The organism is Rugamonas rubra, assembly GCF_900114705.1.
In the GTDB taxonomy this organism is placed as follows: Bacteria; Pseudomonadota; Gammaproteobacteria; order Burkholderiales; family Burkholderiaceae_D; genus Rugamonas; species Rugamonas rubra.
On sequence record NZ_FOTW01000033.1, the window covers coordinates 27,261 to 46,659 of the forward strand.

Genomic DNA, 19,399 nt, shown 5'->3' on the forward strand with positions numbered 1-19,399 from the left:
TGAGCTGGCTATGCATGTGCGTGCCTGTGTGGCCGATCAGAGCATCTGGTCGACTTTGAGGAAGTACTTGCGGGCGTATTTGAGCAACTGGCCGTCGGTCGGATGGTCGACCGTCTCGACACCCATCACGCACTTGGCGACGCCGTGGTGGTGCTGCTCCAGGTGCTTCATGAAAGCCTGCTTTTCCAAGCCTGGGCCGACCAGCAGAATCTCGCGGGCACCGTCCAAGGCGCTGGCGACGGCGTTGAAGTAGTGGGTACTCTCGGCGGTGTTGGCGTTGGATTTGTTGTGCGGGTGGCTGGAATGGGTCTTGATGACTTCGGTTTCGGCCGCTTCGGGATTGAAGTGGATGACGTGGGCTTGTGCGTGGTCGATCCAGGCAACAACATGGTTTGATAACATTAACAATCTCCGTGGTAGCGCCAGCAACTCTGGCCATTCAATGTAACGTGCGCCACCCGGTAAGTCACCGGGTTCGTTTGATGCAGATCAAAATTTCCGGGAAAATGCCCGCAGGAACATTGCGCTAGCGCAGGATCAACACCGGCACCGTGCTGTGCGCCAGCACCTTGCTGCATTCGCTGCCCAGCAGCAGCGCCTTGACGCCGCGATAGCCGTGCGAGGCCATCGCGATCAGGTCGCACTGGCGCTGGGCGGCTTGTTTGAGGATGCACTCCCAGGGCTGGTCGCCGCTCAGGTACACGGTGTCGCAGGGCACGCCGGCGGCGCTGGCGGCCTGCTCGACCTCGGCCAGGAAGCGCCGCGCGCGCTGCTCGCACTCGCTCTCGTAGCGCAGGCGCACGTCCTCCAGCTTGTCCGGCTGGTAGGCGAAGACGTGGAACTCGGGCAGCACGTGCAGCCCGGTGATGCGGGCGCCGATGCCGGCGGCCAGCTCGACGCCCTGTTTGAGCGCCCGCGCCGAGGCCGGCGAGCCATCCACCGGCAGCAGGATGTGGCGGAACGCCGGACTCTGTGGCTTTGTTTGCTTCGCTTCCATGGCATTCTCCTAAGCGACCGACTGCGGCGCTGGCGCCGCAGTCGGCGCGTTCATTTCGGCCTGCACCAGGCGGCGCAGGATCTTGCCCACCGCCGACTTGGGCAGCGGTTGTTCGCGGAACACCACGTATTTCGGCACCTTGTAGCCGGTCAGGTTGCGTTTGCAGTGGGCCAGCAGGGTGTCGGCGTCGAGCGTGGCGTCCTGGCGCAGCACGACCAGCTTGACCACCTCGCCGGAGCGCTCGTCGGCGGCGCCGACGGCCACCGCCTCGAGCACGCCGGGACAGGCGACGGCGACGTCCTCGACCTCGTTGGGGAAGACCTTGAAGCCGGAGACGATGATGACGTCCTTTTTGCGGTCGAGCAGCTTGACGTAGCCGCGCGGGTCCATCACGCCGATGTCGCCGGTGCGCAGCCAGCCGTCGGCGGTCAGCACGGCGGCGCTGTCGTCGGGACGCTTCCAGTAGCCGCGCATCACCTGCGGGCCGCGCACGGCGATCTCGCCGACCTCGCCCTGCGCCAGCGCGCTGCCGTCGTCGTCGAGGATGGCCACCTCGGTCGACGGCAGCGGCAGGCCGATGCTGCCGGTGTACTCGGCCAGGTCGAGCCGGTTGGCGGTGGCGATCGGCGAGGACTCGGTCAAGCCGTAGCCCTCGACGATGGGCGCGCCGAACACGTCCTGCCACTTGTCCGCCACCACGCGCTGCACCGCCATGCCGCCGGCGATGGTCAGCTTGAGGCGGTGCGCCGCCGCCTGCGCGATGCCGGGCGCGTTGAGCAGCGCCTTGAACAGCGTGTTGACGCCGATGATGGCGCTGGCCTTGGTGTAGCGCAGCAGGTGGACCAGGCCGGCCGTGTCGCGCGGGTCGGTCACCAGCACGCTGTTGGCACCCAGGTGGAGGAAGGTGAGCATGCCCATCAGCGCGAAGACGTGGTACAGCGGCAGCGGCAGGATCGCCGTCTCCTCGCCGTCCTGCATCACGTTGCCGATCCAGGCGGAGGTTTGCAGCACGTTGGCCACCAGGTTGGCGTGGCTCAGCATGGCGCCCTTGGGCGTGCCGGTGGTGCCGCCGGTGTACTGCAGGAAGGCCAGGTCGTCCGGCGCCAGCGCCACCGGCCGCAGGGCGATGTGCTCGCCCTCGTGCAGCGCCTTGGGCAGCGGCCGCGCCTCGGCCATGTGCCAGTCGGGCACCATGTGGCGCACGTGGCGCAGCACGAAGTTGGTCAACTGGGCACGCGGGAAGTTCAGCAGGTCGCCGACCTGGCTGGTGATCACGCTGCGCAGCGCGCTGCTGTGCACCACCTGCTCGAGCGTGTGGGCGAAGTTCTCCAGCACCACGATGCAGCTGGCGCCGGAGTCGTTCAGCTGGTACAGCAGCTCGCGCTCGGTGTACAAGGGATTGGTGTTGACCACCACGCCGCCGGCGCGCAGCACGCCGAACAGCACCACCGGGTACTGCAGCAGGTTGGGCAGCATGATGGCGACCCGCTCGCCCTTGAGCAGGCCGACGTCGTGCTGCAGGTAGCCGGCGAAGCGGCGCGACAACGTGTCGAGCTCGGCGTAGGTGATGCTGCTGCCCTGGTTGCTGAAGGCGACATGCTGCGGGAAGCGGGCGCAGGCGGCGTCCAGCATGTCGATGAGGTTGGCGAAGCGGTGCACATCGACCTCGAACGGTATGCCGGCGGGGTAGCTGTCCAGCCAAAGCTTGTCGTTTGCTTGCTTCCTTGCTTGCTTCCTTGTTTGTTCCATGGCGCGCTCCATTGTTATTGTTTTGTCTCGTTCTCCACTATGCGACGGTAGGTGAGAATATTTAATGATCCAGATCAAATTACGGTATAAATCGTTTCCCTGTTGCGCAGGGCGCTCGGGGAGCCATTTTTTGGGTTCGAATTGCTGACGGGCGTTTTGATCTATGTCAAAGTAGCGGGGATTGCACCCGCCTATAGTGGGTCACTCCCCCACAAAAGGTTCCCATGACGAGCGACGACAACAGCGCCAGCCCCTCGGCCCCTGTGCCGCTGTCGCTGGTCGACCGCGCCTGGCTGCGCATGGACCGGCCCAGCAACCTGATGATGATCTGCGGCGTGATGATGTTCGCCGCGCCCTTGTCGCTGGCGCGGCTCAAGCAGACCATCGCCGAGCGCCTGCTGTGCTTCCACCGCTTCCGCCAGCGCGTCGTCAAGATCGACAGCGTGCCCTGCTGGCAGACCGACGCCGCCTTCGCGCTGGACTGGCACGTGCGCCGCGTCGCCCTGCCGGCGCCGGGCGGCGGCGCCGAGCTGGCCGACGTGGCCAGCGACTTGATCAGCACCGCGCTCGACCCGGACAAGCCGATGTGGCAGTTCCATCTGCTCGACGGCGCCGACGGCTGTTGCGCGCTGGTGCTGCGCATCCACCACTGCTACGGCGACGGCTTCGCGCTCAGCCATGTGATGGCCTGCCTGACCGACCTCGATCCGGCCCACCCGGCGCTGCCGGCGGCCGACCCCGACGCCGACGCCGGAAGGCGGCCGCACAGTGCCCTCGAACGCATCCTCGGCCAGGCCGGCGAGAGCGCCGGCGACGCCGTGCGCCTGGCCGGCGCCCTGCTCGACGCCGGCCTGGACTGGGCCGGCAACCCGGCGCGCGCACGCGGCCAGCTGGCGGCGGGGTTGGACTACGCGCGCCAGCTGGCGGCGATCGCCGCCATGACGCAGGACGCGCCGACCCGCCTCAAGGGGCCGCTGGGCGGCATGAAGCGGGTCGCCTGGGCCGCGCCGCTGGCGCTGGCCGAGGTGAAGGCGGTGGCGGCGGCGCACGGCTGCTCGGTCAACGACGTGCTGGTGGCCTGCGTGGCCGGCGCGCTGCGCGGCTATCTGCTGCAGCAGGGCGACGCGGTGGCCGGCGTCGAGGTGCGCGCGCTGGTGCCGGTCAACCTGCGTCCGCCCGGCCCGCTGACCGAGCTGGGCAACCACTTCGGCCTGGTGTTCCTGCCGCTGGCGCTCGGCATCGACGATCCGGTGGCGCGGCTGCGCGCGGTGGGCGCGGCGATGCTCGGCTTGAAGGGCTCGCGCCAGGCGCCGGCCGCGCTGGGCATCCTGTATGGGCTGGGATTGGCGCCGGAGGCGATCAAGGAGGGCACGGTGCGCGCGCTGGCGGCCAACGCCAGCCTGGTCGTCACCAATGTGCACGGCACGCCGGAGGCGCGCTACCTGGCCGGCCAGCGCATCGCCCGCCAGCTGTTCTGGGTGCCGCAGTCGGGCGGCATCGGCCTGGGCGTGAGCATTTTGAGCTACGCCGGCCAGGTCGACTTCGGCATCGTCAGCGACCTGGCCCGCGTGCCCGATCCGGACGCGCTGGCGCAGCGCTGCGTCGACGAGTTCCACACCCTGCTGCTGAGCACCTTGATGGGGCCGGCGGCCAGGAAAACCCCTCGCTCCGCAACAATGGGATGAGCGCGCCGGCGCCGGTCCGACCAGTGTGCCGGGCGACGGCGCCGATTTGATCGAGCGAGATCGAGCGTCCGCCAATGCCAACGGCCCCGGCCGCCGCGCCGCCGGGGTGGCGTGCACAGCGGCCGGGGCCGCGGGGTCGGCTAAATTGATCCGCTCACATGGCCGGATCGACGGCTCAGTTGAGCGCGCTGGCCGGGCCGAAGAACTCGTAATAGGTCTGCGCCTCGGGCACGCCGAGCTCCTTCAGATGGCGCTTGACGGCGCGCATGAACGGCAGCGGGCCGAGGAAGTAGGCGTCGACGTCGCGCGTGGCCGGCAGCCAGGCGGCCAGTTGCTCGCGGCCGAGCAGGCCGACCGCGTCCGGCTGGACGCCGCCCTCGCTGGCCTCGGCGTAGCAGTAGTGGCGCGTCAGCTGGGCGTGGCGCTGCACCAGGCGGTCGATCTGGCCACGGAAGGCGTGCACGCCGGCGTGGCGGGCGGCGTGGATGAAGTGCACCGGCCGGCCCGTCTTCAGCGCCGCGCCCAGCATGGCGATGGTCGGTGTGATGCCGACGCCGCCGCTGATCAGCACCAGCGGCCGCTCGCTGTCGCGCAGCGTGAAGTCGCCCGACGGCGGGAACAGCTCGACGGTGTCGCCCAACGCCAGCGCGTGCAGGTGGTTGGAGACCTTGCCGCCCTCCTCGCGCTTGACGCTGATGCGGTAGTCGCGGCCGTTGCTGACATCGGACAGCGAATACTGGCGGCGCATCTCGGCGCCGTCGACCAGCACGCGCAGGCCGATGTACTGGCCGGGCGCGAAGTCGAGCACCGCGCCGCCGTCGGCCGGCTTGAGCACGAAGGAGGTGATCTCGCTGCTCTCCTCGGTCTTCTCGGCGACCACGAAGCGGCGCGCACCGCGCCAGCCGCCGGCCGCCGCTTCCTGGCGCGCGTAGACGCCGGCCTCCTGGCCGATCAGCAGATCGGCCAGCTGGCCGTAGGCGGCGCCCCAGGCCTCGATCACCGCGTCGCTCGCCACCTCGGCGCCGAGCACCTCGCGGATCGCCTTGAGCAGGCTGGCGCCGACCATCGGATAGTGCTCCGGCAGGATCTGCAGCGCGACGTGCTTGTTGACGATGGCCGAGGCCAGCGGTCCGAGTTCCTCCAGGCGGTCGATGTTCTTGGCGTACATCAGGATGCCGTTGGCCAGCGCGCGCTGCTGGGCGCCGTTCTGCTGGTGGGCCTGGTTGAACAGCGGCGCCACCTGGGGGAAGTCGGCGAACAGTTTCAGGTAGAAGTGGCGGGTCAGCGCCTCGCCGCCCTGCTCCAGGATGGGAACGGTGGCGGTGACGATGGCGCGGTGTTCGGTCGACAGCATGGTGTGTTTCCTTTCATGTGGGGAGGCACACATCTTAACATGTATTTCACATGTATGTTAACGGCCGCGCAATTTGCGTGCGGATGCGGCCGTTTCGGATTGACTTTGTGCGGTCAAACACATACATTCACGGTGTTTTCATTTTATGGAGCCCCGTCATGGGCAGTTGTTCAGGTGATTGTAGTGGCCAGCGCCTAGCTGGCACCGCCGGAACAAGATAAACGCAGAACCCTTCTTCTGCCGTCATCTTGCTCCACGCGGATGATGGCGTCCCCCCGGGCCGGAGCACCTCCGCCCCGCCGATGCTGCAAGCTTCTCAGTCCTAGTTTCGCCCCACGTGCCTGGCGCGCCGGCTTTCCCGTGCGCCTACGCCATGTGGACGCACGCCTTGTCACCAAGGCGTCGCGGCGGGCTGTCGGGATGCGAGGCCTAGCGTCGTTCGTCAGTATCACTACGCCACAAGTCAAACACGTCGTGCCCGCCCCCACCGGCGGGCGCTTGATCACGACCGGATGCGCCTCGGCCATCCCTTGTAGCGAGAATTTGTATGCAAAAATCGTTCTTCCCCTTCGCCGGCTTCGTCGCCGCCCTCCCCCTGCGCAGCTGGGCGAAAAAACTCGGCCCCGGCCTGATCACCGGCGCCGCCGACGACGACCCGAGCGGCATCGCCACCTATTCGCAGGCCGGCGCCCAGTTCGGCCTGAACCTGTTGTGGACCATGTTCTTCACCTACCCGCTGATGGTCGGCATCCAGATCATCAGCGCGCGCATCGGCCGCGTCACCGGCAAGGGACTGGCGGGCAACATCCGCCTGCACTACCCGCGCGCGCTGCTGTACGCCATCGTCGGCCTGCTGTTGGTGGCCAACACCATCAACATCGCCGCCGACGTCGCCGCCATGGGCGACGCGCTGGCCCTGCTGGCCGGCGGCCCGGCCCATTTGTACGCCGCCGGCTTCGGCCTCGTCTCGCTGCTGCTGCAGGTGTTCGTGCCCTACAGCCGCTACGTGCGCCTGCTCAAATGGCTGACCCTCGGCCTGCTGGCCTATGTCGGCGTGGTGTTCGCCGTGCAGATCTCCTGGCCGCAGGTGGGCCTGGCCATCCTCGCGCCCAAGCTGGAGTGGAACGCCGCCACCATCACCACCGTGGTGGCCGTGTTCGGCACCACCATCAGCCCCTACCTGTTCTTCTGGCAGGCCTCGCAGGAGGTCGAGGAGCTCGAGGCCGCGCCCGGCCGGCTGCCGCTGATCGTCGCGCCCGAGCAGGCGCGGGCCGGCTTCCGCCGCATCCGCATCGACACCGCGCTCGGCATGGGCTTCTCCAACCTGGTGGCCTTCTTCATCATCCTGACCACCGCCGTGACCTTGCACGCCCACGGCGTCGACACCATCCAGACCTCGGCCGACGCCGCCATGGCGCTGCGCCCGATCGCCGGCGAGTTCGCCTTCCTGCTGTTCGCCGCCGGCATCATCGGCACCGGCCTGCTGGCCGTGCCGGTGCTGGCCGGCTCGGCCGCCTACGCCATGGCCGGCGCCTTCGACTGGAAAAAGGGCCTGGAACACAAGCCGCACGTGGCCAAGCGCTTCTACGCCATCATCGCCTTCTCCACCCTGGCCGGCGTGGCGCTCGGCTTCATGCCGATCGACCCGATCAAGGCGCTGTACTGGAGCGCCGTGGTCAACGGCGTGATCTCGGTGCCGATCATGGCCGTGATGATGTTGATGAGCGCGCGCGTCGCCGTCATGGGCCGCTTCGTCATCACCCGCCGGCTGAAGTGGCTGGGCTGGCTGACCACCGGCGCCATGGCGCTCGCCGTGCTGGCCATGTTCGCCACGCTGGGCCAGGGCTAACATGTAGAGTGGCGCTGGTGCTGGTGCCGGCGCCGGTCCGCAAGCTCCCGCGCGGTTTGCCGTCGCATGGCGCGGCGCGCGGGCGCGACGTGTGCGATTGCCGCCCACAAGCTGGCGGCAAGGCTGGCAAAATTGACAAGAGCGCCTTAAAATGGACAGCTCCCCCAGCACCCGCCACAGCAACGCCGCGCCGCAGACAGTAAGCCGCCGCCCCGACTTGCAGAAGGATCGACAATGAGCTTGGCCGATGCTATCGCCGTCCTGACCGTGATCGTGCTGATCGGCCTTGGCCTGGCGCTGTGGCGCTTCCAGCGCCAGTGCCTGACGCTGTCGGCCCAACAGGCTGCCGCCCTGCACACGCTGCATACGCAACTTGCCCAACAATTCGCGCAGCTGAGCGAACAATTCGTGCAGCACACAGCCCGTCAGAGCGACTTCAACGCGGCGCAACTGGCCGCCGACGACGCGCTGCGCGCCGACTTCATCGCCCTCGGCCAGCAGCTGCGCCAACAAAGCCTAGACAAGTTGGCCGCCGCGCTCGGCGACGTCATCGCCGACTTCAACCAACGCATCGTCGAGCAGTTCAATCTCCAGCTGCGCACCTTGTCCGACATGGTGGCCGTCAACCTGGACCTGCACGACAAGCAGCGCAACGAGCAGATGGAGACCATGCACCACACCCGCCGCCTGGCCGAGCAGGTCGAGCGCGGCACCCAGTCCTTCCGCGAGCTGCTGGCCGACAGCGCGGCGCTGGCCGGTATCGGCGAACAACTGCGGCAGGGTTTGGAGATGATCACGCCGCGCCAAGAGGGGCTGGAGACGGCGGCGCAGCGGCAGGAGCTGGCCTTGCAGCAGTCCGCCGAGGCGCTGGCGGCGCTGCGCCAACAACTGGGCGACTTCGAGGCCCAGTTGTTGGCGCAGGGCAAGCGCGCGCTCGACCAAAGCGGCGCCCGCGCCGTGCAGAACAGCGCGCTGCAAAGGGAGATGAGCGACAACCTGAACAAGTCGCTGGCCGCGCTCGGCAAGCAGCTGGCCGCCGTGCAAACGAAGCTCAGCGCCGACATGGCGCCGATCGGCGAACTACAGCGCCGCGTCGCCGAACTCGCCAAGCGCAAGTAGCGGCGTCAGATCGTGGCCTCCAGCCGGGGTCAGCAGCCGGGGTCAGCAGCCGGGGTCAGTGCCGACATTCAGACACGACCTCAACCATTGCCCCTGCCGCTTAGCCCAGTACGGCTGAGTCTGTGTCCGAATGTCGGCACTGACCCCGGTGGTGCGCTGGGGCAAATGGCGGCGTCAGATCTTGCGGTAGAAGTCGCCCGGCGCCTGCCGGCCGGCCGGCGCGCCGGGTACGTTGGCGGCGCGCAGCACGTCGCTGGCGAAGGTGGTGCACTGGCGCGATTGCGCGCTGAAGCTGTAGTGGCGCGTGCGGTACTCGTCGATCTTGGCCAGCGCGGCCTTGGCCTGGGCCGGGCTGAGCGCGTAGCTGCGCGTCTTCACGCCCGGCTTGGCAAAGGCCTGGTCGTCGCGGTGCACCACGCCGGGCACGCCGGCGCGCAGCTTGCCCAAATCCTTGCGCGGGTCGTAGCGGCTGTAGTTCTCGGGCGAGAAGCCCCATGTCTGGCGGCCGCCGGCCGGCCCCTGCAAGGAGACGAAGGCGTGACCCGCCAGGTCGGGCGGCGCGCCGGCGCCGGCCGCGCCCTGGTGCATATAGGCGCCGACCACCAGCCGATGCCCGGCCTGGCGCGCCTGCAGCGCCACCGCCTGCTGGGCGCGCTGCGGCAGGCCGGGCGGCGCCAGCTTGGCCTGCACGTGGGCCGGCCGGAACGCCGCCGCGCGGCTGCCCATGCGGTCGGCCTCGGCCTCCAGCGCGTGGTCGTTGACCACCACCGTGCCGCCGCCCTGCGGCGCGCGCACCCGGCCGGCGCGCTGCTGCAGCACGTGGGTCAGCTCGTGGCCGAGCAGCTGCTGGCCGCGCGCCGTGTCCGGCGAATATTGGCCTGGCGCGAAGTAGATGCTCGACCCCATGGTGAAGGCGTGCGCACCGATCGACTGGGCCTGCGGCCCCTGGTAGATGCGCACGTCGGAAAAGTCGGCCTTGAAGAAGGCCTCCATCTTGCGCTGCACCGATTCCGGCAGGGCGCGGCCGACGGCGCCGGCCAGCTGCAACTGGCCGGCGGCGAGCGGGATGATGTTGGCGTCGGCGCGGCGCTGCACGGCGCCGGGCAGCCCGCCGCGACCGGGCTCGGGCACAGGCACAGGCACGATGCCGTGGACGAAATGCGCTTGAATCAACATACCACTGGAACTGGCCATGTCACTCTCCTTCGTTGAGCGCGATGCCGGCGCCCTTGATCTTGCCCGACGCCTGGGCCTGCGGCGCCGGCGCCGGCGAGGTAGCGGCCGACGCCGGCAAGGCGTGTGGCCGCGCCGTTGCCTGCTGGCCGCGATATTGCCCCAGCACCAGTCCGATGGCGAAGCACAGCGCCAACAGCAGCAACTGGGCCACGCCCAGCCAGACCAGCATGCGCTGGTTGAATGAAAATCGATATTCCATTTTTCCGCTCCTAGCCTTCGATCAAGCGCGCCAGCAGCGAACGGCGCGGCGCATCGCCGCCCGCCGCCGCGCCGACAGGCTCGCCCTGTTCGTTGTAGAGGACCGGCTCGCCGTCCGGCTTGCCGTCCTTGAAATGGACCACCTCCTGGCGCGCGCCGTTCAGGTGGAAGCGCGTCTGCGCGCCGTGGCGCTTGCCGTTGACGAACAGCGTCGACATCAGCAGCTGGCCGGCCGGGCTGTAGTCGCGCTGCTCGCCGTGCGCCAGGCCGTTGGCGAACTGCGCGCTGCGCGCCAGGGCGCCGTCGGGATAGTAGTAGCTGGCGGCGCCGTGCTGGCGGCCGGCGACATACTGCACCTTGCTGCTGAGTTGTTCGGCCTCGTCGTAGGTGCAGCTCAGGCCCTCGCGCAGGCCGTCGCAATACTGGATCTCGGCCAGCAGGCGGCCGTCGCCGAACAACTGCGTCCTGCCGTGCTGCAGGCCGCGCCGGTACAGCGCCCGCTGGCTGGGCCGCTGCGACTCGTCATACAGCAGCAGCACGCCGTCCAGCAGGCCACCGGCAAAATGGGCGCGGCAGCTCAGCGCGCCCTGCGGCGTGTGGCTGTCCACCTGGCCGTTGAGCGGACCGGAGACGGGGGCGGGAGCGAACGGCGCGATGCCGGCCGGGCTCGATGGCGGTGGCGCGGTGCTCATGTCAGTTGATCTTGACGATCCCTCCCTTCAAGGTCAGCATGCCGCCGCCGTCCACCGTCTGCGAGGCGGAGCCCTTGTTGGTCAGCGACACGCCGGCCTCGTTGAGCATCGTCGTGCCGGCCTTGTTCTCCAGCGAGGTGCCGGCCTTGTTGGCGAAGCTGGTGCCGGCCTCGTTGGCGAAGCTGGTCCCGGCCTTGTTGGTGAAGCCGCTGCCGGCCTCGTTGGCGAAGGTGCTGCCGGCCTTGTTGCTGAGCGAAGTGCCGGCCTCGCAGCTGAAGCTGCCGTCGGCCTTGATGCTGATGTTCCCGGCAACCGTGATGGTCAAATTGCCGTCGACCTTCAACTCGTAGTTGCCGGTCACCTTGTGCGTGTAGTTGGCCTGGTTGACGTGGTTCTCGTCGCCCTTGACGTTGACGCTGCGCTCGCCCTTCTCCACCGCCAGGCTGTCCTTGCCCTCCACCACGCGGGTGCTGCGGTCGTTCTCGACCACCGTGTTCATGTCCTTCTGCGCGTGCAGGAACAACTCCTCGGCGTCGAGCTTGTCCTCGAAGCGCAGCTCGTTGCCGGCCGAGCCGTCCTTGCTGGAGCGGCTGCGCATGGTGCTGCGCGTCTGGTTGGCCGGCAGCGGCTCGGGCACGGTCTGCTCGGCGTTGTAGACGGCGCCGGTGACCAGCGGCCGGTCCGGGTCGCCGTCGAGGAAGCTGACGATCACCTCCTGGCCCATGCGCGGCAGGAAGAAGCTGCCCCAGCCCTTGCCGGCCCAGCTCTGCGCCACGCGGATCCAGCAGGAGCTGTTCTCGTCCTTCTTGCCGCGCTGGTCCCAGTGGAACTGCACCTTGATGCGGCCGTAGCTGTCGGTCCAGATCTCCTCGCCGGCCTTGCCGACCACGGTGGCGGTCTGCGTGCCGAGGATGCGCGCGCGCGGCGTGCGCAGCGGCGAGCGGAACGGCAGGGTCTTCGGGAAGGCGTCGAAGCTGTTGCTGTAGCTGTCGTGGTTCAGGTTGTGCAGCACGCGCTGCAGCACGTAGTCGGTGTTCAGGTCGGCGCGGTAGTGGCCGGCCAGCGTGAAGGCGTGGCCGGCGGTGAAGGCGCGGCAGCTGCTGTCGCCACGGATCGCCTGGCGGCCCTGCGCCAGCGCCTGCATGCGCAGCTTGGCCAGCGCCGCGCCGTCGGCCGCCACGGTGTAACCGCCGGGGTAGTCGTAGACGCGCATGCGGCCGCCCTTGCCCTCGGCGTCGGCGCTGACCGAGGCGGCCGGCGTTTCGAAGTTGAAGTCGCCGCTGGCGAACTTGGCCGGCACGGCGCGCTGCTCGGCCTCGCAGCGGAACACCAGGTCGAAGGCGTCGCGGCTGATGCCGGTGTCCTGGTAGCGCACGCTGTCCAGGCCGGCGCAGGCCGGGTACTCCTGGCCGCCGTCGAGCAGCACCAGCGTGTGGCTGCCGGCGGCGTGCTCGAAGTAGTAGTAGATGCCCTCCTCCTCCATCAGCCGCGAGACGAAGTCGAAGGCGCTTTCGTTGTACTGCACGCAGTAGTCGCGCTTGCTGTGGCTGCCGGTGGTGCCGTCGCGGTAGTCGGTGAAACCGAGTTCGCCGAACAGCGCCAGGATGATCTCCACGGCGCTCTGCTGCTGGAAGATGCGGGCGTCGAACTCCAGCGTCAGCCACCACAGCCAGGGCCGCAGCTCGGCGCGGTAGCTGGCGCCGCCGGGCGTGCCGCCGGCCTGCACGAAACGGGTGACCACGCCGCTGAAGTAGCGCAGCGCGCCGTCGGCCAACGTCACGCTGGCGGTGGCGTTCTGGCCGACCACGCTGGAGAAGTCGATCGCCGCGTCGGCCGAGGACAGCTCCAGGTGGTAGACGAACAGCTCGCCCATGGCCTCCTCGCCGTGCAGGCTTTGCAGATTCAGCGTGCCGCCGGGACCGCTGAAGCCGAGGGCCAGGCCTTCGGCGCTCACGGCGCGCCCCGCTCGGCGGCCCAGCGCGGCAGCGCGAAGCTGGCGCGGTGCAGCGGCGGCGACACCGGCGCTGCGGCCCGGCGCTCGCGCAGCCAGGTGGTCCAGCCCAGCTGGCCGCTGTTCAGTTTCGCGGCGCGGTCGAGCTCGGCGTCGCTGGCCGCCAGCACCAGCGTGATCTCGACGTCGAGGTCTTGGCGCAGGTAGAAGCGCACCAGGAAGGTCAGCACGTCGTGCGCCGCGCCGCCCGGCAGGAAGGAGCGGAAGCGGTCCAGCGGCATCGGGCCGAGGGCCAGGCCGATGGCGCCGTCCGGCTCCCAGGCGCGGGCGCCGAGCACCGTGTCCATGCCCAGCGCGCGGTTGCGGCCGTGGTGCGGCCCGAGGGCGCTCTGGAAGCGAGGTTCGATGGCGAGCCAGCGGCCACGGTGCTCGCTGCCCTCGACCGGCACGGCGAAGGCGTCCGACAGCATGGCCAGCAGACCGGCCATCGAGCGGCTTTGGCAGGCCAGCAGGCCGGCGTAGCGCAGCAGAATCCGGCTCGACACCGGCTCGGCGTTGGCGGCGGCGTTGGCGGCGGCCTTGGCAGCGGCGTTGGCAGCGGGGTTGGCGGCGGCGTTGGCCGCCGGGCCGCTTTCCATGCTGTTTTCCGTGCCACTTGCCGAGCCGTTTTCCATGGCGCCTGCCGAGCCGCCTGCCGCGCCGCTTGAGAGCGATGCCGCCGCGCCCGTGATGACGCTCGCCGAGGCGCCTGCCGCCAGCGGCGCCAGGCCGGGCCGGCGCAGCCACGGCCGGTTCAGTCCCTCGCCGAAGCCGATCAGGCGGAACAGCATGCGCTCGAGCGGCGCCTCGCCGGAGGCGCCCAGCGCCAGCCGGTGCTTCTTGCGCGCCCGGTAGAAGAACGACAACAGGCGGTGGTTGAAGATGTCGAGGAAGTCGCGGGCATCGTCGTTCGGGCCGTAGCGCGGCGGCGCGTCGATGCCGGCCACGCCGCCGTCGGCGCGGGCGCACTGCTGCACCAGCTCCGTGTAGGGCGCCGGCAGCGGGCCGTCGGCGCCGGCCAGGCCCATGAAGGCCACCTCCAGCACGGTGCGCTCGTAGGCGTCCGGGCCGTGCGCGCGCACCAGGTCGGCCACCGGGAACTCGAAGCCGATGCTGGAGCGGAAGGCCACCGCCTCGCGCAGCGGCTCGCTGCCGCTGCCCAGCGCCACCGTCTCCGGGCGCGCCTCCTCCAGCAGGTGCACCGCTTGGAAGAAGTCGAAGTCGGCCGGCTGGCGCAGCAGCTGCGCCGCCGGGCCGCTCAGCAGGCGGCGGTCGCGGGGGGCCATTCTTTGACTTTCTGTTCGCCGTGCATGGCGGTGACGCAGGCGAAGGAGTTGATCGGGGTGTACAGGCAGAAGAAGCGTTGCAGCACCGCCGCCAGCATCAGCGGCGTGCCGTCGCCGTGGTTGCCGTCGGCCAGATCGAGGACGATCTCGAAGCCACGGCGGAAGCCCGGCGCCGGCCCGCCGCGCACCGGCCGCACCGCCGGCCGGCACTGCACCCGCTTGAGCGCGCGGATATGCCGCGCGCCGCCGGGCGCGCCGACGCTGGCGCACAGCTCGAGCAGTTGGCGCAGGGTGGCCAGGCTGGCCGCCTCCGGCTCGACCGACAGCCGCTCCAGGGTCAGCTGGTTCAGGTTGAGCAGCGAGACCAGGCGCCACAGCTGGCCGCCGTCGAGCGGCGGGCTTTGCTGCCGGCTCGGCTGGTACAGGCAGCGCACCGGCAGCACGCCGGCCGCCGGCGCGGCGAGGAAGGTGGCGCCGCCGGGCGGATCGGGGCGGATCTGCGCCGCCAGGTCGCGGTTGGTGCACAGCGTGCGCGCCGCCACCAGCGGCGCGGCGGGCAGGCCGGGCCGGTGGTCCAGCTCGGCGAAGGACAGCTGGATGTCGGTGCCGCCCATGCCGGGCGCGCCGGCCGGCACGCGGCGCGCCATCCACAGCGCGGTGTTGGCGGCCACGCCGGCCGCCCCCGCCACGGCGAGCTCGTCGGGGCGGGCCTGGCCGAAGCCGTAGTACGGCGCCAGCGCCATGGCCGGCTGGCCGTCGGCGTAGCTGGCCTCGACGGCCAGGATGGTGTGGATCTCGGTGCTGGTCTCGCGCCGCGCGTCCGGGCTGAGGCGGTATTCGACGCTGCGCCGGTCCAGCCGCAGCGTCTCGCTGGTGCGCGGGAACAGGTTGATGGCCGGCGTGCAGCCGAGCAGGAAGTCGCCTGCCGCCACGCGCAGACCGGACGGCGCCAGGCCCTCCAACAGAAACAGCAGGTCGACGCTGGTGCAGGCCAGCGGCGCGATGCTGGCGCTGAGCGCCTTCAGCCGCGCCGCCATCCCGTCCGCCTCGAAGAACAGGAACTTGCGCGGGAAGGCGAAGAACTCCTGCAGCAGGCGGTAGGCCGGGTGGGCCTGGCCGGCGGCCGGCAGCACGGCGTCGGCGGCGTCGAAGCCGACCTCGCGCCAGGCCAGGGGCGCGCCGGCGGCCAGGCCGTCGGCGCAGTCGCCGTCCGGCGCCACCATCAGCAGCTCGGCCACCTGGCACAACAGCAGCTCGTACAAGGGACCGGCGCGGTCCCAGTCGCCGTGCAAATGGAAGCGCAGGCGCTCCGGCGCGATGGCGCCCTCGCCCGCGCCGAAGCTGGTGCCGGCGCCGCAGCGCAAGCGCAGGCGCAGCACGCTGGCCACCCCGGGCCGGTCGGCCAGGCCGCGGTGCAGGTGCGGCGCCTCCAGCCCGGCGTACTCCACCTGCAGCGGCCACACCGTCAGCGGATAGCAGGTGCGGAACTGGCAGCTGACCTCCTCGCCGCCGCCCTGGGCGCGCCGCGCCGCCGCGTGCAGCGGCGTGCCGGCCTCGATCAGGCGGCCGGCGGCGGCCAGGCCCTGCTTGTGGTCCGGCGCCAGCTGGACGATGGTCATCGACGGCAGCGGCGCCGTCACGTTGGGCAGCAGGGCCTCGAGCAGGGCGTTGGCGATCTCGGGGAACTCGCTGTCGAGCTCGCGCCGCACCCGTCCGCTGAGGAAGGCGAAGCCCTCCAGCAGGCGTTCGACGTGCGGGTCGGGCGACTCGTGGCCGCCCAGCTCCAGCCGCGCCGCCGCGTGCGGATGGCGCCGCGCGAATTCGGCGCCGGCGTGGCGCAGGTAGTCCAGCTCGCGCTGGTAGTAGTCGAGCAGTTCGTCGCCGCCCCGGCCGCCGCCGCTCATGGCGCCCCCCCGCCCTCGGCCAGCGCCGCCACCTGGAAGGCGACCGGTTCGAGCCGGCCCTCCAGCAGCACCTTGGCGCGGATCGCCACGTCGAGCGCGTGCCGGCTGTGGCCCGGCAGCGCCAGCTCCACCTCCACCTCGCGCAGGCGCGGCTCGAAGGCCTGCACGGTGGACTGCACCAGCGCGGTCAGCTTGCGCCGGTCGTCCAGGCTGCCGGTGTAGTAGGCCGAATAGTCGGGCAGGCCGTAGTCGAGCACCGTGCGCTGGCGCCCGGCCAGCTGCGCCAGCGAGGCGGCGCAGCGGGTGTTGAGCAGGCGCGCCAGCTCGGCGCCGATGGAGCGCTCCAGCGCCGACAGCGCCAGCTCCTGGCCGTCGCGGCGCGCCGCGCGCCACGGCAGGAAGCCCGCCTCGGCGGCGCTGCCGCCGAAGCGTTCGAACAGCGGCGCGCGGGCGCCGTGCATCAGGTCCAGGTGGGCCATGCGCTAGCCCGCGTTGTTGGTCTTCATGTCCCACTTGCCGCCGGCGTTGCCCTCTTTCGTCGAGTCGGGCTTTTGCGCCGTGTAGTCCCACTGGATGGCGGTGAAGTTCAGGGTCAAGGTCTCGGCCGGCTTGTCGCCGCCGGACGAGGCCGCGCTGACGCTGGAGATCATCGCGTCCTTCAGCGTGTAGACCATCATCGGCATCACCAGCCCGCTCTCGTTGCGGCCGATGGTGACCTTGCAGTCGCCGATCTTGCGGCCCTCGCAGCAGGCCTGGTTGAGCACCGGCGAGGACTTGTCCATGTACTTCGACAGCGTGAAGTCCTGCACGTTCGGCTTGCCCGAGGTGCGCTCCTTGTTGCTGACGTCGCTGGTCATCTGCATCGCCACCGCGTGACTGAAGGACAGGCACTCGATCTTGCTCACATAGTCTTTCAACAGGCATTCGCCATCGACGCCCGGCATTTCCAAAATAATCACATCCACGTCAGTTCTCCCCAAGTTTGAATGTCGGACGCGGCGGCGCCGCGCCCGGCCTGGTCAATCGACGACCGCGCTAGCCGCCCACCGGCGCCGGCAGCGAGGCCACCATGCGGATCGAGGCGGTCAGCTCCTCGAGCTGGAAGTGCGGCCGCAGGAACACCGTCGCCTTGTACACGCCGGGCTTGGCCGGGTCCTCGGTGACGTCGATGCGCGCCTCGCGCAGCGGGAACTGCGCCTTCAGCGACTGCGAGGCGTTGTCGTTGACCAGCACGTAGTCGGCGATCCAGTTGTTGAGGAAGGTCTCGACGTTGTCGCGCGAGGCGAAGCTGCCGATCTTGTCGCGCATGATCACCTTGATGTAGTGGGCGAAGCGCGAGGCGGCCAGCATGCACGGCAGCTTGGACGACAACGCGGCGTTGGCGTTGGCCAGCGCCAGGTTGTAGCTGATCGGCTTGTTGACGGTCTGGCCGCCGAAGAAGGCGGCGACGTTCTCGTTCTTCTTGTGCACCACGGCGATGAAGCCCAGGTCGTTGAGCTCCTTCTCGCGGCGGTCGGTGATGGTCACCTCGGTCGGACATTTCATCACCAGGTCGCCCTCGCCGGTGTTGAAGGTGTGCACCGGCAGGTCCTCCACCGCGCCGCCGCCCTCGACGCCGCGGATCGCCGCCGACCAGCCGTAGCGGGCGAAGGCGGCGGTGACGCGCTGCGCCAGCAGGTAGGCCGAATTGCCCCACAGGTAGGCGTCGTGCCGCTTGGTCTGGTCCGGGTCGCTCGGCGCCACCGCCTCGCCGTCGTCGTCGACGCGCCAGTTGAAGGCGCCGAACTCCTCGAAGGTGAACTGGGTCACCTTGCGGGTTTTTTCGCCATAGGGCAGGCGCAGCAGGTAGCGCGGCAGGGTCAGCGCGACGTAGCGCGAGTCCTCGCTGTTGCGGAAGGCGCGCCATTCGGCCGCGTCGACCGCCTCGAAGGTCTTCGACAGGTCGCGCGGCTTGCCCAGGTCGGTGAAGCTGGCCAGGTCGAACAGCGCCGGGTCGGCCGCCGCGATCAGCGGCGCGTGGGCCATCGCCGCCACCCGCGCCAGCTCCTTCACCAGGATCATGTCGGACGGGTTGCGGCCGATGCTCAGGTCGGCCACCAGCATGCTGTAGGGCGCGCCGCCGTAGGTGCCGTACTCCTCCTCGTAGATCTTCTTGAACAACTGGCTCTGGTCGACGTCGACCGCCTTGGTCAGGTCGTCGAACAGGTCGCCCTTGTTGGTGTTGAGCAGGCGCAGCTTGAGCCGCTCGCCCGTCTCGCTGTTCTTGACCAGGCCGTGCAGGCCGCGCCAGGTGCTCTCCAGCCGTTGGAACTCGGGCGCGTGCATCAACTCGTTGAGGCCGCGGGTGAGCTCCTCGTCGAGCCTGGCGACGGCGTCGCCCAGCGCCTTCAGGATGCCCTTCTTCTCGTCGGCCTTGATCTTGTTGGCCGCCGCCTGCTGGGCGAATTCGCGCAGCATGTGGGCGGCGGCGTCCATCGCCTCGCTGTTGTTCGGGTCCAGCACCATCTTGCTGTCCTTGATGATCTTGTCCAGCACGGCCTTGCTGGCCGCGCTGATGGTGCCGGTCTTGTTGTCTACCACTTCGTCTGCCATCTCAATTCTCCTCGCGGACGCCACGGCGTCCTGTATGTGCGGTGGGGGCTGCCGGCCTAGCCGAGCAGCGTCCGTTGTTCATCGCTCAAGGCGGCCTTCTGCGCCTCGGTCAGGGCGGCCTTCTGCTCCGTGCTGAGCGCCTTGAGCTGCTCGTCGCTGGCGGCCTTCAGGGCCTCCGGCGCCAGCGCGGCCAGCGCCTCCGGCGTCAGGCCGGCGGGATCTGTCGCGCCGCCCGCGGCATCCTTGTCGCCCGGCTTGGCCGCCTCGACCCAGCCGCCGAACTGGCCGGACGTCTTGTCCAGTTCGGAGGTCAGGGCGTCGTGCAGGTCGCGGTTGCCGTCGATCTTGGCCATCAGGTCGCGCAGGCGCTGGCGTTGGCCGTACAGCTCCTTGAGGCCGTCGACGTGCTCGACCAGGTAACCGGGCTCGAAGTGGTCGAGTTTGGTGAAGGCGATCTTGCCGGTGGCGATGCCGGGGCGGGTCTTGAACTCGCCAAAGACCAGCTCCGGCTGCACCTTCTCCATCACGCCGTCGAAGTTGTCGCGGTCGATTTCGATGAAGCGCTGATCGGCCAGCTTGCGCACCAGGCTGTCGTCGCGCCCCTCCAGGTTGGCCAATATGCCGACCACCAGCGGCAATTCGCGCTTCTTCAGCGCGCCGCCGGTCTCGACCTCGTAGCAGATCTGCACGCGCGGCGGGCGGTTCCGTTCTAACCACTTTTGACTGCTTTCGCTAGACATCGCAAACT

17 protein-coding genes are annotated in these 19,399 nt (G+C 69.7%); 3 read left to right on the forward strand and 14 right to left on the reverse strand.

Annotated features, from left to right (window positions below; translation table 11 throughout):
- Positions 1-36: 36 nt before the first annotated feature.
- The 3 genes from BM252_RS26690 to BM252_RS26700 form a co-directional block, all read right to left on the reverse strand.
- A complete protein-coding gene (locus tag BM252_RS26690; RefSeq protein WP_093390704.1) occupies positions 37-402 on the reverse strand; it encodes a translational machinery protein in 366 nt (121 codons plus the stop codon).
- A 124-nt stretch (positions 403-526) separates the two neighbouring features.
- A complete protein-coding gene (locus tag BM252_RS26695) occupies positions 527-997 on the reverse strand; it encodes a universal stress protein (RefSeq protein WP_093390705.1) in 471 nt (156 codons plus the stop codon).
- A 9-nt stretch (positions 998-1,006) separates the two neighbouring features.
- A complete protein-coding gene (locus BM252_RS26700) occupies positions 1,007-2,746 on the reverse strand; it encodes an AMP-binding protein (RefSeq protein ID WP_093390739.1) in 1,740 nt (579 codons plus the stop codon).
- 224 nt (positions 2,747-2,970) lie between these two features.
- Between BM252_RS26700 and BM252_RS26705 the strand changes: the two genes are divergently transcribed.
- A complete protein-coding gene (locus BM252_RS26705) occupies positions 2,971-4,431 on the forward strand; it encodes a WS/DGAT/MGAT family O-acyltransferase (protein ID WP_093390706.1) in 1,461 nt (486 codons plus the stop codon).
- A gap of 175 nt (positions 4,432-4,606) precedes the next feature.
- On the opposite strand, the gene hmpA is transcribed toward BM252_RS26705, so the two are convergent.
- Positions 4,607-5,785, reverse strand: a complete 1,179-nt coding sequence (gene hmpA, locus BM252_RS26710; protein ID WP_093390707.1) for an NO-inducible flavohemoprotein — start codon at positions 5,783-5,785, stop codon at positions 4,607-4,609.
- A gap of 547 nt (positions 5,786-6,332) precedes the next feature.
- Between hmpA and BM252_RS26715 the strand changes: the two genes are divergently transcribed.
- Positions 6,333-7,634 (forward strand): NRAMP family divalent metal transporter, encoded by a 1,302-nt coding sequence (locus tag BM252_RS26715; RefSeq protein ID WP_093390708.1) that lies wholly within the window; start codon positions 6,333-6,335, stop codon positions 7,632-7,634.
- A 234-nt stretch (positions 7,635-7,868) separates the two neighbouring features.
- Positions 7,869-8,753, forward strand: a complete 885-nt coding sequence (locus BM252_RS26720) for a hypothetical protein (protein ID WP_093390709.1) — start codon at positions 7,869-7,871, stop codon at positions 8,751-8,753.
- A 174-nt stretch (positions 8,754-8,927) separates the two neighbouring features.
- Here BM252_RS26720 and BM252_RS31490 read toward each other — a convergent pair whose 3' ends face one another.
- The 10 genes from BM252_RS31490 to tssB all read right to left on the reverse strand — a co-directional run bounded on the left by BM252_RS31490 (position 8,928) and on the right by tssB (position 19,391).
- Positions 8,928-9,947: an eCIS core domain-containing protein gene (locus BM252_RS31490; RefSeq protein ID WP_217429973.1), complete on the reverse strand. Its 1,020-nt coding sequence runs from the start codon at positions 9,945-9,947 to the stop codon at positions 8,928-8,930.
- Position 9,948: 1 nt separating this feature from the next.
- Positions 9,949-10,188 carry a hypothetical protein gene (locus BM252_RS26730; RefSeq protein WP_139236767.1) on the reverse strand — a complete coding sequence of 80 codons (240 nt, stop codon included), beginning with the start codon at positions 10,186-10,188 and terminating at the stop codon, positions 9,949-9,951.
- A 10-nt stretch (positions 10,189-10,198) separates the two neighbouring features.
- The gene (locus tag BM252_RS26735; RefSeq protein ID WP_093390711.1) at positions 10,199-10,879 is read right to left on the reverse strand and encodes a toxin-antitoxin system YwqK family antitoxin; all 681 of its coding nucleotides are present in this window, start codon (positions 10,877-10,879) and stop codon (positions 10,199-10,201) included.
- Between the two features lies 1 nt (position 10,880).
- On the reverse strand, positions 10,881-12,833 hold the full coding sequence (locus BM252_RS26740; RefSeq protein WP_093390712.1) for a type VI secretion system Vgr family protein: 1,953 nt from the start codon (positions 12,831-12,833) through the stop codon (positions 10,881-10,883).
- Positions 12,830-14,155 (reverse strand): type VI secretion system baseplate subunit TssG, encoded by a 1,326-nt coding sequence (locus BM252_RS26745; protein WP_093390713.1) that lies wholly within the window; start codon positions 14,153-14,155, stop codon positions 12,830-12,832. The genes BM252_RS26740 and BM252_RS26745 overlap by 4 nt, the downstream gene beginning before the upstream one ends.
- The gene (tssF, locus tag BM252_RS26750; RefSeq protein WP_093390714.1) at positions 14,128-16,059 is read right to left on the reverse strand and encodes a type VI secretion system baseplate subunit TssF; all 1,932 of its coding nucleotides are present in this window, start codon (positions 16,057-16,059) and stop codon (positions 14,128-14,130) included. Before tssF ends, BM252_RS26745 begins: the two co-directional genes overlap by 28 nt.
- A complete protein-coding gene (gene tssE, locus BM252_RS26755; RefSeq protein ID WP_093390715.1) occupies positions 16,056-16,538 on the reverse strand; it encodes a type VI secretion system baseplate subunit TssE in 483 nt (160 codons plus the stop codon). The genes tssF and tssE overlap by 4 nt, the downstream gene beginning before the upstream one ends.
- Before the next feature lie 3 nt (positions 16,539-16,541).
- The gene (locus tag BM252_RS26760; protein ID WP_093390716.1) at positions 16,542-17,024 is read right to left on the reverse strand and encodes an Hcp family type VI secretion system effector; all 483 of its coding nucleotides are present in this window, start codon (positions 17,022-17,024) and stop codon (positions 16,542-16,544) included.
- Positions 17,025-17,094: 70 nt separating this feature from the next.
- Positions 17,095-18,651 carry a type VI secretion system contractile sheath large subunit gene (gene tssC, locus BM252_RS26765; protein ID WP_093390717.1) on the reverse strand — a complete coding sequence of 519 codons (1,557 nt, stop codon included), beginning with the start codon at positions 18,649-18,651 and terminating at the stop codon, positions 17,095-17,097.
- Positions 18,652-18,707: 56 nt separating this feature from the next.
- On the reverse strand, positions 18,708-19,391 hold the full coding sequence (tssB, locus tag BM252_RS26770) for a type VI secretion system contractile sheath small subunit (protein WP_093390718.1): 684 nt from the start codon (positions 19,389-19,391) through the stop codon (positions 18,708-18,710).
- Positions 19,392-19,399: the final 8 nt, after the last annotated feature.

Coding starts and splice junctions, on each gene's coding strand:
- BM252_RS26690 (WP_093390704.1), bottom strand. CDS start 402: ATGTTATCAAACCATGTTGTTGCCTGGATCGACCACGCACAAGCCCAC.
- BM252_RS26695 (WP_093390705.1), bottom strand. CDS start 997: ATGGAAGCGAAGCAAACAAAGCCACAGAGTCCGGCGTTCCGCCACATC.
- BM252_RS26700 (WP_093390739.1), bottom strand. CDS start 2,746: ATGGAACAAACAAGGAAGCAAGCAAGGAAGCAAGCAAACGACAAGCTT.
- BM252_RS26705 (WP_093390706.1), top strand. CDS start 2,971: ATGACGAGCGACGACAACAGCGCCAGCCCCTCGGCCCCTGTGCCGCTG.
- hmpA (WP_093390707.1), bottom strand. CDS start 5,785: ATGCTGTCGACCGAACACCGCGCCATCGTCACCGCCACCGTTCCCATC.
- BM252_RS26715 (WP_093390708.1), top strand. CDS start 6,333: ATGCAAAAATCGTTCTTCCCCTTCGCCGGCTTCGTCGCCGCCCTCCCC.
- BM252_RS26720 (WP_093390709.1), top strand. CDS start 7,869: ATGAGCTTGGCCGATGCTATCGCCGTCCTGACCGTGATCGTGCTGATC.
- BM252_RS31490 (WP_217429973.1), bottom strand. CDS start 9,947: ATGGCCAGTTCCAGTGGTATGTTGATTCAAGCGCATTTCGTCCACGGC.
- BM252_RS26730 (WP_139236767.1), bottom strand. CDS start 10,188: ATGGAATATCGATTTTCATTCAACCAGCGCATGCTGGTCTGGCTGGGC.
- BM252_RS26735 (WP_093390711.1), bottom strand. CDS start 10,879: ATGAGCACCGCGCCACCGCCATCGAGCCCGGCCGGCATCGCGCCGTTC.
- BM252_RS26745 (WP_093390713.1), bottom strand. CDS start 14,155: ATGGCCCCCCGCGACCGCCGCCTGCTGAGCGGCCCGGCGGCGCAGCTG.
- tssF (WP_093390714.1), bottom strand. CDS start 16,059: ATGAGCGGCGGCGGCCGGGGCGGCGACGAACTGCTCGACTACTACCAG.
- tssE (WP_093390715.1), bottom strand. CDS start 16,538: ATGGCCCACCTGGACCTGATGCACGGCGCCCGCGCGCCGCTGTTCGAA.
- tssC (WP_093390717.1), bottom strand. CDS start 18,651: ATGGCAGACGAAGTGGTAGACAACAAGACCGGCACCATCAGCGCGGCC.
- tssB (WP_093390718.1), bottom strand. CDS start 19,391: ATGTCTAGCGAAAGCAGTCAAAAGTGGTTAGAACGGAACCGCCCGCCG.